We start from the raw sequence: 15,274 nt of genomic DNA, 5'->3' as shown, positions 1-15,274 counted from the left end.
TTAGTCGCCGAACTTCGCGTGCAGCGCCGGAAACAGCCGGTCCGGCTTGAAGGGCGGCGCGGTGAAGCGGATGCCGGTGGCATTCGCGATGGCGTTGCCGAGTGCGGCCGCGACCGGATTGTACGGACTCTCACTCATCGACTTCGCCCCCAGCGGTCCGATCGTGTCGGACGTCTCGGCGAAGAACACGTCGGTGCGCGGCACGTCGGCGAAAGAGGGCAGGTGGTAGTCGCGGAATTTCGGGTTGGTGACCCGACCGGTCGCGTCGATCACCATCTCCTCGTAGAGCGCGGCGCCGAGCGCTTGCGCGACGCCGCCTTCGACCTGACCGCGGCACTGCATCGGATTGGCGACGATTCCGGCGTCCGCGGCGTGGACGCTCCTGAGAACCCTGAGCTCGCCTGTGGCCTTGTTCACGGCGATACGAAGACCCTGGACGTTGAAGCCGACCGAACGCGGTGTTCCCCCGGAATTACCGCTGCCTGCGAACGGCTGCCCGCGCTCGCGCGCGAGCTTCACCAGCTCCGCAAAAGGCATGCGCCGGACGCCGCTGACGACGGCGTTGTCCTCGAGCACGCAGCTTCCGACGTCACACAGCCAAGCGCCGGCGGCAGCCGCCTTCAGCTCGGTCGCGAGCTGCATGGAAGCCGCATGCGTCGCCTTGCCGGCGACGAACATGCCCGCGCTGCCATAGGCGCCGGTGTCGTGGCCGCCGTGGGCGGTGTCGGACTGGCGCAAGCGGATTCTGTCGACGGTGGTCGCCAGCGTGGTCGCGGCGATCTGCCGGTGCACGGTGCTGGTGCCGTTGCCGAATTCGGCGGTGCCGACGGTGAGATCGAAACCGCCGTCCTCACGGAGCGCGATCGTCGCGTCGGCGAGGTGGCCCGCCGGCGGCGCGGTGTCGATCATGGTCAGCGCGACGCCGTCGCCGAGCAGCCAGTCCGGCGACAGGTCCGGCTGCGGGCCGTCAGCCTGCATCGCGCGCTCGACGAGGTCGAGGCACTGGTCGAGCCCGTAGGAGCCGTAGAGCACGTCGTGAAGTTCGGACGGCGGCGGCGACAACATGGGATCGCCATCCCTCACGATGTTGCGCCGGCGCATCTCGTAGGGGTCGATGCCGAGCTGTTGGCCCAGCTCGTCGATCGCGGCCTCGATCGCGATCAGCGTCTGCGGCAGGCCATAGCCGCGAAACGCGCCCGCCGGCACCGTATTGGTATAGACGGCGTAGCCGTCGACCCGCTTGTTCGGGCAATTGTAGACGGCGATCGACTCCGACAGCGAATGGAACATCACGGGGCCGGCGTGATTGCCGTAAGCGCCGGTGTTGGAGAGCACGTCGAGCTGGAGCGCGGTGAGCTTGCCGTCGGCGTCCGCTCCGGCCTTGATGTGGACCCGCATCGGGTGCCGCGTCGAGGTCGCGATGAACTGCTCCTCGCGGGTGAGCTCCAGCTTCACCGGACGTCCCGTCTTGAGCGCAGCGAGCGCCAGGATGTCCTCGACGAACATCTCCTGCTTGCCGCCAAATCCGCCGCCGACCCGCTCGCAGAACACGCGGACCTTGTCGGGAGGAAGCTTGAAGATATCCGACAGCGCGCGCCGGGTCAGGAAGGGCACCTGGGTCGAGGTGCGGACATTGAGCACGCCCGAAGCATCGAGCCAGGCGAGACCGCCGTGGGTCTCCAGCGCCGCATGCTGGACGCGGTGACTGTGGAAGATGGCCTCGTAGGTGACAGCAGATGTTGCGAGCGCCGCCGCGACGTCGCCGAACTCGCCATGCGTCTCCGCAGCGAGGTTGCGCTGAGCGTCGGCGATGCGGTTCGCGGTGGTGCGATCGGGATGAATGACGGGCGCACCGGGCGCCATCGCCTGCTCCGGATCGATCAGCGCAGGCAGAACCTCGTAATCGAGCTTCAGCCGGCGGCAGGCTTCCTCGGCGGCGGCTTCGCTTTCGGCGACGATGGCGGCAACCCGCTGGCCGATGAAGCGGACAACGTCGTCGAGAACGCGGGTGTCCTCGGGGTCCATCCAGTCCATCTCGTGCCGCGCGGTCGAGATCAGCATCGAAGGTGCGTCTTCATGCGTCAGCACCGCGTGCACGCCGGGAACTTTCAGCGCTTCCGACTTGTCGATCGCGACGATCCTGGCGTGAGCATGCGGCGAACGCACCAGCTTGACGTGGAGCAGTCCGTCGATGGTGGTGTCGAAAGTGTAGCGCGCGTTGCCGCGCACGATGTCGGGGCCTGCGGGCGCCGGCAGGCTGCGGCCAAACGCGGCTCCGGGCTCGACGCTCGCCTCGACATTGGTCTTGCCAAGCAATGCATCCTCGATCGAGCGATAGCCGGTGCAACGGCAGATATTGCCCTTCAGCGCCGCGCCGAGATCGGTCCGCTGGGCCTGGTTCAGCGAGGCGCAGGTCAGGATCATGCCGGCGGTGCAGAAGCCGCATTGAAAGCCCTGCGCGTCAAGGAAAGCCTGCTGCATCGGATGCGCGCCGTGGTCTCCGCCAAGACCTTCGATCGTGGTGATGGCGCGTCCCTCGGCCCGGAACGCCGGGATCAGGCAGCTGTGCACCGGCTCGCCGTCGAGCAGCACGGTGCAGGCGCCGCAGTCACCGGCATCGCAGCCCTTTTTCACCCCGAAATGGCCGAGCTCGCGCAGGAACGTGCGCAGGCACTGGCCGGCGCGCGGCTCCTGCGCAAACGGCTTGCCGTTGATCTCGAAGCTCATGACGGCATGGCCTCCAGCAGCTCGCGGCGAACCTCTTCGGCAAGCCGCAATGTCATATGCTTGCGCCAGAGCGGCTGGCCATGGATGTCGGTGTGGTACAGATCGTCCGTGATCTGCTGGACGATCGCATCGCGCAGCACGCTCGCCTCCGGGGCCCGGCGAAAGGACAGCTGGATCGGCCGCGCCGTCGAGGCGGTGACGGTGAGCGTGAGCGTGCCATCGGCATCGAGGCTGCCGATCAGGAGCGCCGCCGAGCGGCCGACCGGCGCGAGCGAGATCTGGCGATATGCCGTGCGGCGTTTCAGCGCGGCAATCGGAATATCGATCTGGCGAAGCAGGTCGCCCGGCGTCAGGCGATTTCGCTGGTTGCCGGTGACGAAATCGACGACAGGAATCCTCTGCTCGCCGCCGCCGGCCTTCCAGATGGTGCAGACGCCGCCCAGCGCTGCGGTGAGCGAGATCATCGGTCCCGCCGGCAGGGACATGCAGAGATTGCCGCCGACGGTCGCGGTCTTCCAGATCTTGAACGAGGCAAGGAAGGCGCGGCAGCATTGGTTGATCAGAGGTGCGGCGAGCCAATCGGACGGGCAGGCAAGTCCGTCGAGCTGCGCGACCGTGCAAGTGGCGGCGATGCTGAGATGGTTGTCGGTGATCGTCAGCGCCGGCCATTTCAGGTCGGTCAGATCGATCAGCCGCTTCAGATGGACCTGCGGCTCCGAGAACAACCACGTGCCGCCCGCGAGCCAGGCGTCCCCTGCGGTCCAGGCCGGCAATTGTGTCCGTGTTTGCGGACGGGCCACTGTCGTGATGGTATTCAAATCCATGGCTGCGCCAACGCTTCCGCCGGGTGAATCGCGCCGACGAGTCTTGCAAGACCGGAGCCAAGTCGCAACAAACAAGTCGTGGTGCGAGGGTGGCTGGGCCACGTTTACCTGGCTGGCCTGTCAGCGGATGTGAGGGAGAAGCGGGATCATGAGCGACGCAAAGCCGATCTGGATCAGGGATCCCCTGGCCATCCTGGCCGACGGTGCCGAGCGCGGGGTCGTGGTCAGGGATGGCCGCATCGTCGAGCTCGTGCCGGCTGGCGCCACGCCTGCGACCGCTGATGTCGTGGTGTTCGATGCGAGCGCACACGTCGTGCTGCCGGGCCTGATCAACACCCATCATCATTTCTATCAGACGCTGACGCGGGCGCTGCCGGCGGCGATGGACCGCGAGCTATTCCCCTGGCTCCAGGCACTCTACCCGGTGTGGGCGAGGCTGACGCCCGATGCGCTGGAGCTCGGCGTCACCGTGGCGATGTCCGAGCTGCTGCTCTCGGGCTGCACCACCACGACGGATCATCACTACGTCTTCCCCGCGGGCCTCGAAGACGCCATCGATATCGAGGTCGGCGTCGCCAGTCGTCTCGGCGTGCGGGTGCTGCTAACGCGCGGCTCGATGAACCTGTCGCAGCGGGACGGTGGCCTGCCGCCTGACAGCGTGGTGCAGGACGAGGACACGATCCTCGCCGACAGCGCGCGCGTGGTGGCGAGGCATCACCAGCGCGCCGAGGATGCGATGGTGCAGATCGCGCTGGCGCCGTGCTCGCCGTTCTCGGTGACGACGTCGCTGATGCGCGCCACCGCCGATCTCGCGGATAAGCTCGACGTGCGCCTGCACACCCATCTCGCCGAGACCGAGGACGAGAACAAGTTCTGCCAGCAGATGTTTGGCTGCCGTCCGCTCGACTATCTCGAGCAATGCGGCTGGCTCAATGCGCGAACCTGGCTCGCCCACGGCATCTTTTTCAACGCCGATGAGATGAAGCGGCTCGGCAAGGCCAAGACGACCATCAGCCATTGCGCGTGCAGCAACCAGCTGCTGGCGTCCGGCTGCTGCCCGGTCTGCGAGATGGAGGAGGCCGGCGTCGGGATCGGGATCGGAGTCGATGGCTCAGCCTCGAACGACGGCTCGAACCTGATGCAGGAGGTCCGGGCTGCGTTCCTGCTGCAACGGGCGCGTTACGGGGTGTCCAAGGTCAGCCACAAGGATGCGTTGCGCTGGGCCACCAAGGGGTCGGCAGCCTGCGTCGGCCGGCCGGAACTCGGCGAGATCGCCGTCGGCAAGGCTGCGGACCTCGCGCTGTTCAGGCTCGACGAATTGCGCTTCTCCGGTCATGGCGACCCCTTGGCCGCATTGGTGCTGTGCGGAGCGCACCGGGCCGACCGGGTGATGGTGGCGGGAAAATGGGCCGTGATCGACGGTGCGATCCCGGGCCTTGATGTGGCAGGCCTCATCCGCCGCCACAGTTCGGCGGCGCAGGCCATGCGGGCCGGATAATGCCATGGCAGGATAGAAAGAGGGGGCGACCACAAGTGCCGGGTGCTTCTGGCCACCCCCTCCGAACCTCCTCCGGGAGGAGCAGGTGATCTAGACTAAGCAAGAAGCGTGCTACTTGCCCGGCAGCTTGTCGTCGATGCCCTTGACGTAGAAATTCATGCCGAGGATCTGGCCGTCGTCGAGGTGATCGCCGCCTTTGCACTCCACCGTCTTGCCGTCCTGCCCAACGATCGGGCACTTGAACGGATGCAGCTTGCCTGCAGTGATCGCGGCTTGGGCATCCTCAGCCAATTTTTTCACGTCGTCAGGCATGTTGGTATAGGGCGCCATCGCGAACATGTGACTGTCGAGGCCGCCCCAGCTGTCCTGGGACTTCCAGGTGCCGGCAAGCTCGGCCTTGACCCGCTCGATGTAGTAGGGGCCCCAGGTGTCGAGGATCGAGGTCAGCTGGGTCTTGGGCCCGAACTTGATCATCTCGGAGTCCTGGCCGAAGGCGAGCTTGCCGCGTTCGCTGGCGATCTGCATCGCGGCTGGCGAGTCCGTGTGCTGCATGATGACGTCGGCGCCCTGGTCGATCAGCGCCTTGGCGGCGTCGGCCTCCTTGCCCGGGTCGAACCAGGTGTTGGCCCAGATGATCTTGACCTTGATGGCAGGGTTGATGGTCTGCGCCGCCAGGATCGTCGCATTGATGCCGGAGACGACCTCCGGAATCGGGAACGAGCCGATATAGCCGAGCACGCCGGACTTCGACATCTTGGCAGCGATCAGCCCCTGGATGTAGCGGCCCTGAAACCATTTCGCCGAGTAGGTCGACATGTTCGGGTTGCGCTTGTAGCCGGTGGCGTGCTCGAAATGCACGTTCGGATATTTCTTCGCGACCTTCAGCGTCGGGTCCATGTAGCCAAACGACGTCGTGAAGATCAGCTTGTTGCCGGCGCGGACGAGTTGCTCGATGGAGCGTTCGGCGTCGGGACCTTCGGGCACGTTCTCCAGATAGGTGGTCTCGATCTGGTCGCCCAGTTCCTTGACCAGCGCTTGCCGTGCGAGATCGTGCTGATAGGTCCAGCCGAGGTCTCCGATCGGACCCAGATAGATGAAGCCGACCTTGAGCTTGTCGGCGGCGGAGGCTGCACTGACGCTGCTGCCGGCGAGCAAGAGTCCGGCGGCCAGCGCAAGAAGTGATTTCCTCATCATCGATCTCCAAACATCAGGGGAAAGCCACGATCCGCAACGCGCGCGCCCCATCGCGCCCGCCGCGGAAATGAAATTCAGCGGTCGGGCACGAACACGGTGCCGAGCGCGGCCGGGGCGGTCGAGCCGCCGCTGCGCGCGCGGGAGAGCAGGATCAGAACGATGACAGTCGCGAGATAAGGCAGCGCCGACATGAATTGCGAGGGAATGCCGACGCCCCAGCCCTGCGCGTGCAACTGCAGGATCGTCACGGCCCCGAAGAGATAGGCACCGATCACGAGCCGGCCAGGTCGCCAGGACGAGAACACCACCAGCGCCAGCGCGATCCAGCCGCGGCCCGCGGTCATGCCGGGAATGAAGAACGGCGTATAGGCGAGCGGCAGATAAGCGCCGGCAAGGCCTGCGCAGGCACCGCCAAACATCACGGCGAAGGTGCGGATGCGCAGCACGGGATAGCCGAGCGCGTGCGCGGAGGCGTGGTTGTCGCCGCAGGCGCGTAGGATCAATCCCGCCCGCGTGCGGTACAGGAACCACCAGACGCCGACGATGAGTGCAATGGAGAAGTAGACGAAGCCATCCTCGCCGAACAGCACGCGCCCGACCAGCGGGATGTCGGTTAGGCCCGGAATGGCGAGATGGACTGCCGGCGTGATGCGCTCGCCGACGAAGCCGGCGCCGATCAGTCCGGACAGCCCGACGCCGAGGATGGTCAGCGCAAGACCCGTCGCCACCTGGTTGACGGCGAGCCCGAGCGCCATCAGTGCGAAGATCAGCGACATCATCGTTCCCGCGATGATGCCGAACAGCGCGCCGATGAAGACCGATCCGGTGAGCCAGGCGCCGGCAAAGCCGCAGGCCGCGCCAACGATCATCATGCCCTCGACGCCCAGATTGAGCACGCCGGAGCGCTCGGTCACGAGCTCTCCGGTCGCGGCGATCAGCAGCGGCGTTGACGCGGCGAGCACGGCCAGGATGATGGCTTCAATGAGTTCCACGGGCCACCTGACGGTTCGGGAAGCTCAGCTTGAAGCGATACAGGATCAGGGAATCGCAGGCGAGCACGTAGAACAGCAGAATGCCCTGAAAGACCTTGGTGACATCCAATGGAATCTTCATCGCGATCTGCGCCTGCTCGCCGCCGATAAAAGTCAGCGCAAGGAAAAGGCCTGCAATTAGTATTCCAAGCGGGTTCAACCGGCCGAGGAAGGCGACGATGATCGCAGTAAAACCGTAGCCCGGGGAGATGCCAGGCTGGAGATGTCCGATTGGACCGGCCACCTCGATGATGCCGGCGAGGCCTGCGAGCGCTCCTGATACCGCGAAGGTCAGGACGATCAGCTGGTTGGCGTTGAAGCCGCCGAACCGTGCCGCGCGGGGAGCTGCGCCGACAACGCGGATCTCGAATCCCTTGATGGTTCGCCCGAGCAGGATTGCGGCCGCGGCGACGACAAGAAGCGCAATGATCGAGCCGAGATGCAGCCGGCCGCCCTCGATCAGCAACGGGACGGTTGCCACCGGATCGAACTCGGCCGTGGTCGGGAAGTTGAAGCCGTTGGGGTCGCGCCAGGGGCCGCGCACGAGATAGTCGAGAAAGAGGTCGGCGACATAGACCAGCATCAGGCTGGTCAGGATCTCGCTGGCACCGAACTTCACCTTGCAGATCGCCGGGATCAGCGCATAGAGCGCGCCCGCAGCGGCAGCGAGGACGAGCATGGCCGGCAGCACCCAGGCGCCGGCGTCGGTGCCCTGCGTCTTCACCGCGATCCAGCTTCCCGCAACCGCGCCGACCAGGAATTGCCCTTCAGCGCCGATGTTCCAGGCATTGGCGAGATAGCAGAGTGACAGGCCGATCGCGATCATCACCAGCGGCGTTGCCTTCACCGCGATCTCCTGCAGCGAATAGCCGTCGGTCAGTGGCGCGATGAAGTAGGCGTGCAAGGCGAGCAGGGGATTCTTACCGAGGATCGCGAACAGGATGATCATGGTCACGACCGTGAGGCCGATCGCGATCAGCGGCGAGACCAGCGCGATCGTGCCCGAGCGTTCGGCGCGCTTCTCAAGCACCAGCTGCATGCGCGGCCTCCTCAAGCTCCAGGCTGCTGCCGCCCATGAGAAGGCCGAGCTTTTCGCGCGTTGCCTCGCGGGTAGCGAGCGGTGCCGACAGCTTGCCGTGGAACATCACGGCGATGCGGTCGGCGATCTCAGCGAGTTCGTCGAGATCCTGGCTGGTCACCAGCACGGCGGCGCCAGCGATTGCCAGATCGAGCAGCGCCTGGCGAATGACGGCGGCGGCGCCGGCATCGACGCCCCAGGTCGGCTGGCTTACCACCAGCACGGCGGGGTTGCGCAGGATCTCGCGTCCCACGATGAACTTCTGCAAATTGCCGCCGGAGAGGGATGCGGCTTCCGGATCGCGCTTGGCCTTGCGGACGTCGAATGTTTCGGTCGCGCGGTCGACGGTCTTCAGCGTGGCCGCGGTGTCGATGAAGCCGCGATGGACCATGCCGCTCGCGGCGTGTCCGGTGAGCAGCGCGTTCTCCGAGAGCTTCATGCGCGGCGCGGTGCCATGGCCGAGCCGCTCTTCGGGAACGAAAGCTGCTCCCAGCCTGCGTCGATGCGTGATGGAGAGATGGCCGGCGGCAATGCCTTCGATCACCACGGTGCCCGGGTCCTTCGACAACCGCTCGCCGGACAGCGCAGCGAACAACTCGTCCTGGCCGTTGCCGGCGACGCCGGCGATGCCCAGGATCTCGCCGCCCTTCAGCTCGAACGAGATGTGCTCGAGCCGGACGCCATGCGGCTCGCCCGGTGCGAGCGAAAGATCGTTGACGACGAGCCGGGGCACGGTGGTCTTCCGGCCGGATGCCGCCTTCACTTCCTTGATCTCGCTGCCGACCATCATGCGCGCCAGCGAAGCGGCAGTCTCGCGCCGGGGATCGCAGGTCTCGACCTTCCTGCCGCCGCGCAAGATCGTGGCGGTGTCGCAGAGCCGCTTCACCTCCTCGAGCTTGTGGCTGATGTAGAGGATGGCGCGCCCTTCGGCCTTGAGCCGTTCAAGCACGACGAACAGCTGATCGGCTTCCTGCGGCGTCAGGACGGCGGTGGGCTCGTCCAGGATCAGGAATTTCGGATCCTGCATCAGCGCGCGGACGATCTCGATGCGCTGGCGCTCGCCGACCGACAATTGCCAGACCTCGCGTTTGGGATCGAGCGGAAGGCCGTAAGTCTTCGACACCTGCTCCAATCGCGCCGACATGTCCTTGAAGGATTCCCGTCCGTCGAGACCGAGCGCGACGTTCTCGGCGACGGTAAGATTGTCAAACAGCGAGAAGTGCTGGAACACCATGCCGATGCCAAGGCTGCGGGCTTCCGAGGGACCGGACAGTACGATTCGTTGGCCCTGCCAGCGAATCTCGCCGGCGCTGGGCTGGATCAACCCGTAGATCGCCTTGACCAGCGTCGACTTGCCTGCGCCGTTCTCGCCGAGCAGCGCGTGGATTTCGCCGGGCCAAATATCGATGTCGATGGAATCGTTCGCGAGGAAATCGCCATAGCTTTTGGTGAGTCCGATCGTCCGCAGCAGCGGAGGTTCGCCGGAATTCAGGCCGTCAGGTGTCGAATCCAACATTCGCTGATGCGCTTGCATGGTGAAATGCCCAATAGTGGGCCAGTTTGAACCGCGGCGTAAGGTGTGAAAATGCGTCATCCCTTGCTCAACGCTTCGGCAGGGGCCTTGTGTCCGTGCGCCTGCGCCCGCCGGGATGCAGCCTCCTGCTCTAAAGCCCGCACACGCCCGTGCGGCTTCCGCGGACGCCTGTTGCAGATTTGTGACGGTCCAAGCCAAATCGGAACCCGCTATGCAGACCTGACGTCGCAGTGAGCAAAGTTGCGCCAGCGCGCTTATGCACTGCGGATCGACGCAACATTGGCTCCCGACCATCGCGCCCGCAAAATCCGCTCGGCATGAAAGAAGAGCGAAATCAAACGGGAATGTCCGGCAACAGCCGGCCTCGCCGGCCGCATGCCGGCTGCGAAAAACCTGCTAGATCCCACGAAGAAACGCTGCGCCTTGCCAAAACAAGCGGCATGCCTTGAAAAAAGTTGAGGCTTCTCCCTCCGGGAGATCGGCGCAAGTCTCGCACCCAAGGGCGTTCATTGACGTGTCCAAACTTGGGGGTATTCAGGATGTCGTTTCGTTTCAAGGCAATTGCAGCAACGGCGCTGTCACTTGCCACGCTGACCACCGGTGGCCTGGCTTTCGCGGCGGATCTGCCGGTCAAGGCTGCCAAGAAGGCGGCGGATCTCCCGTTCTTCCTGGTGATCGATAACCGCGTCACCTTCTCCTACATCTTCAACGCCTCGCAGCCCGGCGCATGGTCGTTCCGGCCGGATGGGTCGATCGACAGCAAGACCACCAAGCAGGTCTACTCGTTTACGCATTTCGATCTCTGGGCATACGGCACGAACTTCTTCACCATCTCCATGTTCAAGTCCGATCACAATGACCCGGCCGGGCCCTGCACCAACGCGGGCACGATCTTCGGCGCGCCGGCAACGTGCGCCGGTGCAACTGAGATCTACGGGCTATTCCGTTCGACGTTCGGCTGGAATGAGCTCTTCGACACCAAGGCCTTCACCGCAGGGCCGCTTCACAACATCTCGTTCGAGGTCGGGATGGATGCCAATACCGAAAACAGATATTTCGGTGCCGCCAAGCGCGACGTCGTCGGAGGTCTGCAGTTTGCGTTCGATCTGCCCTACAAGGGTTACATCAACGTCGCGCCGCTGGTGTACTGGGAGTTCGCCAATCACAACTCATTCAGCCAGTGCGGACTGTTCGGTGCGGGCGTTCCCGGCGTGACCTGTCTTGCAGACGGCAACACCTCGTTCAAGCCAACCTGGGCCGTCGAGGTCAATTACTACATGGATCTCGGCTTCCTGCCGCCGAACATGCAATATTTCTCGATCAGCGGCCGCGCCGGCTGGTATGGCAAGAAGGGCACCGACACCGAACCGCTTCCCTACAGCCCGGCGAACGGCGTCTACAACACCGCCGTCGAGTTGAACTCGGAGCCCATCCGCCTGACCTTCGATGCCTCGAAGGCCGCCTGGGGTGACAAGTATTCCCACTTCGTGGACGTCTGGGTCGCCTACCGCTACTGGCAGAACAAGTTCGGTCTCGATCACAACCTTGCCGTCGGCTGTACCACGGCGGTCGGTGGCCGGACGGTGAGCACGGGGGCGTGCACCGAATCCTCGCTCTACTCCGGTATCACCGTGAAGTTCTGACCGGTTGAGGTTTGTGGAGAAAACGTAGGGTGGATTAGCCGCAGGCTTAATCCACCAACTTCGGCCGGCGAGCGCGGAAGCGTGGTGGGTTACGCCGGCGGCCTGCGCTTCGCGCAGCCGCCAGCTAACCCACCCTACGGATCGGAGTTTGCGCCTACTTCGTCCACACGCCATCGTGCAGCGCTTCGGCTTCGTCCTCGAGCAGCGGACCAACGACCTCGGTCGGCCGCTGGCCGCTGGCAAAGACTTCCCGGCACGGCAGGTCGAGGGTCGGGTTGTCAGGATGGTTGCCGGTGACGCCGCGCAGGCGATGCTCGCTGAGGCCGTAGACGACGCGACCGATGCCGGCCCAGTAGATCGCGCCGGCGCACATCGCGCAGGGCTCTGCCGAGGAATAGAGCGTCGCTGTCGCCAGCACCTCGCGGCCGAGTGTGCGGCAGGCCTGGGTGGCCGCGAGGCGTTCGGCATGCGCGGTGCCGTCATGATCCGGCATGTAGCCGTTCTCGGTCTCGATCAACACCTTGCCGTCCGCATCGACGACGATGCAGCCGAACGGGTGGTTGCCATGGGTGAGGGAGCGGCGGGCCACCGCGAAGGACAAACGCAGAAACTGCTCGTCACGCTCGGATGCGCCGGCCATCAATCCTCCGCGGTCAGTGCCCGGCCATGCGCGGCCGATCGCGGCGAGACCGGCTTCGCTGGCCCATCCTTCATACACGAATTCGCCGTGGAACATCTCCTCCAGCCGGCCCTGGGTTATTGACGGTATCTTCCGGATAACCGATTGAAAATATTGATTATGCGGGCCGTTCGGGTCTGATATTGGGTGAAACGGTTGGTGCGCCTGTGCAGACCGGTGCGGCGCAGCCTGCCGCGTACGCGCATTCATGCTAACCACGCGCTGATTGGGACGGGCGCGGTGCGTGATTTGCCGCCGAACGTGTACCGATTGTCGCCAGACAGCCGCTGCCGCGGTCCAGAGAAGAGAAAGCTCGTCGAGATGGGTGCCGTCAACGCCGTTCAGAATGCATCGCTCGGCGAAGAGATCGTGCGTCGGATCAACGATCTGGCTGCGATCTCGGAAGGCGGCGACAACCTCACCCGCATCTATCTCACCAAGGAGTTGCGCAAGGCGGCGGACCTCCTCCTGAGCTGGATGCGCGACGCCGGCATGAGCGCGCGTCTTGACGCGATCGGCAATGTCTGCGGCCGCTACGAAGGTGAGCGGCCGGGCGCGCCCTGCCTGATGCTCGGCTCGCACTACGACACCGTACGCGATGCCGGGAAATGGGACGGGCCGTTGGGGGTGATCACGGCCATTGCCTGCGTTGCCGATCTCAATCGCCGTGGCAAGCGCCTGCCGTTCGCGATCGAGATCGTCGGCTTTGCCGATGAGGAGGGGGTGCGCTTCGCTTCGACCTTGCTCGGCAGCCGTGCGGTGGCCGGCACTTTTGACGAGAGTGTCTTGAATGTGCGCGACCGCGACGGTGTGTCGATGCGCGATGCGCTCGTGCAGTTCGGCCTCGATCCCGATCATATCGGTGCGGCCGCGCGGGCGCGGCGCGAGCTGCTTGCCTATTTCGAATTGCACATCGAGCAGGGGCCGGTGCTGGAAGCGCAGGACCTGCCTGTCGGTGTCGTCACCGCGATTGCCGGTGCCACGCGGCTTGCCGCGCGGCTGACCGGCATGGCCGGGCATGCCGGTACCGTGCCGATGGCGCTTCGGCGTGATGCGCTCACGGGCGCCGCCGAATGCATCGGGGCGATCGAGCAATTTTGCCAGACCGACGCAGGCGGTCTGGTCGGCACCGTCGGCTACATCCAGGCGAGGCCCGGCGCGACCAATGTCATTCCGGGCGAGGTGTCCTTCACCATCGACATGCGCGCGCCGACCGACATGCACCGCAAGCGCGCGGTCGCGGATATCGTCCGCCAGATCGAGGCGATCGCCAAGCGCCGGCACCTGGCCCTCCAGCTCGACGTCACCCACGAGAACCGCACCGCGCCTTGCGCACCATGGCTGAAGGAGCAGATCGCGCAGGCGATCGGAGCGGAGGGGTTCTCCGTGTTCGAGTTGCCGAGCGGAGCAGGCCATGACGGCATGGCCATGATCGACATCGCCGATGTCGGCATGATCTTCGTCCGCTGCCGCGGCGGCATCAGTCACCACCCGGACGAGCATGTGGAACTCGCCGATGCCGACGCCGGTGCGCGGGTATTACTGCAGGTGATCGAGAATTTCAGGCCGCGGGAAGGGTAGGCCGGGCAGGCTGAAGAAGCCCCCGGGAAGCCGGCGCGTCATCTGGAGGAAATACGAATCAGCCATGCTTCGGATGGTGGCCGCCCCATCGGAGTGATCCTAGCCACATATGAATAGCGATATCTCGTTGCCCTCAGATCGCGGAAACCGATTTTACCAAGGCGTGGCTGCGACCTTTTTCGCCAACGCCCTCCAGGCGGTCAATTTTCTCGGTGATCGATTCCTGAGAAAGTCGCACCATTCGTTGTCGGCCATCGAGGACCTTTACCGGCACTCGATGGACAGCGCCTTTTCGGTGACCGAGGCCTTCCTCGTCACGGGCGCGCCGCACGCATCCGCCTATTATCCCCGTGACTTCGCCTGGTTCTATCCTGATGTCCTCGACCCCGAGACTATTATGGATGCGCAGGACGCGGTGCGGCGGGCCCGGCTGCTCGACAAGAGCATCCGTCTGTTGCTCGATGCGGTTCGCGCCGATGTCGTCACAACCACCATCGTCCCGGCGGGGCGCGGCCGGTACCTCGGCGTGAACTATTTCTCGCGCCCGTCGGATACGCTGCTTGGCATTCTGGCCGGCCTGCAGCAGATGATCTCGGCCGATCAGAGGGCGTCGTCCTATCTGGCGATGGCGCAATGCGCGCATGCCGGCCGGCTGCTGCTGGCTGAATATGGCGGTGACCTGAAGCGTGCGGTCCTGCAGCTCGCAAGCGAGCTCGAGCCGTTCGACGATGACGGCACCAGGTATTTGCTGTGTGATGCCCGTGGCCCTCGCTCGGCTGCAACGGATACCCGTGCGGAACGCAGGCGCTTTGTCACCAATGCCTGCATCTACACAACCTTCCTGTGGAGCGTGCAGCTCGGCATCGTCGACGATAGCGAGCTGAAGCGGCTGCTCGGACGCGATCTCGCGCAGTACAAGAAGGACCTGCTCCGTCTGTTCGGCAGGGACGGCTACATCAGGCATTCCCTGGATGGTCCGAAGGGCCCGCCGGTGTCCTCGGTTGCGCTGGACTTCGTCAGCGTGCATCGCGGCTTTTGGGACATGACCGATGCCGTCGAGCGCGCGCTGTTCGCGGCCACGGCGGATTTGATCATTGCGGAGCCGCGCTTCCGCATACCCGCTACGTTCCACTTCCTGGTGTCAGCGGATAATCCGCTGAACAAGATGATCCACAAGATTGCGGCGCCCGCCTATCAGGGGCGCTCATCCTGGCCGACGTTCAACGTCGAGTTCGCGGACCGGATGCTCGATTACGACGAGGTCTCCGGCGGCGATCGCTACCGGGCCTGCGCGCAAGGGATATTGAAGGACATTCGCACCGCAACCGAAGTTCACGGCGGATATCAGGAGCTGATCTCGGAACAGGGGCTGAAGTACCGCACCTGGGCCTACAAGGGCGCCGTGGCCCATTCCTGGTTTCCGCGCTTCCTGTCGGTCTGGAGGAGGGCGTATGGAACGCCGCTCCTGCAATGGAATGACTGATC

11 protein-coding genes are annotated in these 15,274 nt (G+C 64.9%); 4 read left to right on the top strand and 7 right to left on the bottom strand.

The annotated features are described in order from the left end of the window. Together GA0061098_RS32800 and GA0061098_RS32795 are read right to left on the bottom strand one after the other, a co-directional pair. On the bottom strand, window positions 1-2,727 hold the full coding sequence (locus GA0061098_RS32800) for a molybdopterin-dependent oxidoreductase (RefSeq protein WP_091965572.1): 2,727 nt from the start codon (window positions 2,725-2,727) through the stop codon (window positions 1-3). Beyond that, entirely contained in the window at window positions 2,724-3,551 is an 828-nt protein-coding gene (locus GA0061098_RS32795) for an FAD binding domain-containing protein (RefSeq protein WP_091965571.1), read from the bottom strand. The genes GA0061098_RS32800 and GA0061098_RS32795 overlap by 4 nt, the downstream gene beginning before the upstream one ends. Before the next feature lie 148 nt (window positions 3,552-3,699). On the opposite strand from GA0061098_RS32795, the gene GA0061098_RS32790 reads away from it, so the two are divergent. Further along, entirely contained in the window at window positions 3,700-5,049 is a 1,350-nt protein-coding gene (locus tag GA0061098_RS32790; protein WP_091965570.1) for an 8-oxoguanine deaminase, read from the top strand. Between the two features lie 111 nt (window positions 5,050-5,160). Here GA0061098_RS32790 and GA0061098_RS32785 read toward each other — a convergent pair whose 3' ends face one another. The 4 genes from GA0061098_RS32785 to GA0061098_RS32770 form a co-directional block, all read right to left on the bottom strand. Next, a complete protein-coding gene (locus GA0061098_RS32785; RefSeq protein WP_165637747.1) occupies window positions 5,161-6,240 on the bottom strand; it encodes a BMP family ABC transporter substrate-binding protein in 1,080 nt (359 codons plus the stop codon). A gap of 77 nt (window positions 6,241-6,317) precedes the next feature. Beyond that, window positions 6,318-7,235 carry an ABC transporter permease gene (locus tag GA0061098_RS32780; protein ID WP_091965568.1) on the bottom strand — a complete coding sequence of 306 codons (918 nt, stop codon included), beginning with the start codon at window positions 7,233-7,235 and terminating at the stop codon, window positions 6,318-6,320. Continuing rightward, window positions 7,222-8,313, bottom strand: a complete 1,092-nt coding sequence (locus GA0061098_RS32775; RefSeq protein ID WP_091965567.1) for an ABC transporter permease — start codon at window positions 8,311-8,313, stop codon at window positions 7,222-7,224. Before GA0061098_RS32775 ends, GA0061098_RS32780 begins: the two co-directional genes overlap by 14 nt. Continuing rightward, window positions 8,297-9,886: an ABC transporter ATP-binding protein gene (locus tag GA0061098_RS32770; protein WP_165637746.1), complete on the bottom strand. Its 1,590-nt coding sequence runs from the start codon at window positions 9,884-9,886 to the stop codon at window positions 8,297-8,299. The genes GA0061098_RS32775 and GA0061098_RS32770 overlap by 17 nt, the downstream gene beginning before the upstream one ends. Before the next feature lie 539 nt (window positions 9,887-10,425). Between GA0061098_RS32770 and GA0061098_RS32765 the strand changes: the two genes are divergently transcribed. Further along, entirely contained in the window at window positions 10,426-11,529 is a 1,104-nt protein-coding gene (locus GA0061098_RS32765) for a hypothetical protein (protein WP_091965565.1), read from the top strand. Window positions 11,530-11,683: 154 nt separating this feature from the next. Here GA0061098_RS32765 and GA0061098_RS32760 read toward each other — a convergent pair whose 3' ends face one another. Further along, complete coding sequence (locus GA0061098_RS32760; protein ID WP_091965629.1) at window positions 11,684-12,169, bottom strand: nucleoside deaminase; 486 nt, start codon at window positions 12,167-12,169, stop codon at window positions 11,684-11,686. Between the two features lie 360 nt (window positions 12,170-12,529). On the opposite strand from GA0061098_RS32760, the gene GA0061098_RS32755 reads away from it, so the two are divergent. Next, a complete protein-coding gene (locus GA0061098_RS32755; protein WP_091965628.1) occupies window positions 12,530-13,789 on the top strand; it encodes an allantoate amidohydrolase in 1,260 nt (419 codons plus the stop codon). A gap of 109 nt (window positions 13,790-13,898) precedes the next feature. After that, window positions 13,899-15,272, top strand: a complete 1,374-nt coding sequence (locus tag GA0061098_RS32750; protein WP_091965564.1) for a hypothetical protein — start codon at window positions 13,899-13,901, stop codon at window positions 15,270-15,272. Window positions 15,273-15,274 lie beyond the last annotated feature (2 nt).

Origin of the sequence: Bradyrhizobium shewense (genome assembly GCF_900094605.1) — a bacterium.
GTDB classification, from domain to species: domain Bacteria; phylum Pseudomonadota; class Alphaproteobacteria; order Rhizobiales; family Xanthobacteraceae; genus Bradyrhizobium; species Bradyrhizobium shewense.
Note: the sequence above shows the minus strand (reverse complement) of the source record. Positions and strands in the feature narration are given on the sequence as shown.

Bases quoted from the DNA above. Each gene is read 5' to 3' on its own strand.
- GA0061098_RS32800 (WP_091965572.1), bottom strand. From the start codon at position 2,727: ATGAGCTTCGAGATCAACGGCAAGCCGTTTGCGCAGGAGCCGCGCGCC.
- GA0061098_RS32795 (WP_091965571.1), bottom strand. From the start codon at position 3,551: ATGGATTTGAATACCATCACGACAGTGGCCCGTCCGCAAACACGGACA.
- GA0061098_RS32790 (WP_091965570.1), top strand. From the start codon at position 3,700: ATGAGCGACGCAAAGCCGATCTGGATCAGGGATCCCCTGGCCATCCTG.
- GA0061098_RS32785 (WP_165637747.1), bottom strand. From the start codon at position 6,240: ATGAGGAAATCACTTCTTGCGCTGGCCGCCGGACTCTTGCTCGCCGGC.
- GA0061098_RS32775 (WP_091965567.1), bottom strand. From the start codon at position 8,313: ATGCAGCTGGTGCTTGAGAAGCGCGCCGAACGCTCGGGCACGATCGCG.
- GA0061098_RS32770 (WP_165637746.1), bottom strand. From the start codon at position 9,886: ATGCAAGCGCATCAGCGAATGTTGGATTCGACACCTGACGGCCTGAAT.
- GA0061098_RS32765 (WP_091965565.1), top strand. From the start codon at position 10,426: ATGTCGTTTCGTTTCAAGGCAATTGCAGCAACGGCGCTGTCACTTGCC.
- GA0061098_RS32760 (WP_091965629.1), bottom strand. From the start codon at position 12,169: ATGGCCGGCGCATCCGAGCGTGACGAGCAGTTTCTGCGTTTGTCCTTC.
- GA0061098_RS32755 (WP_091965628.1), top strand. From the start codon at position 12,530: ATGGGTGCCGTCAACGCCGTTCAGAATGCATCGCTCGGCGAAGAGATC.
- GA0061098_RS32750 (WP_091965564.1), top strand. From the start codon at position 13,899: ATGAATAGCGATATCTCGTTGCCCTCAGATCGCGGAAACCGATTTTAC.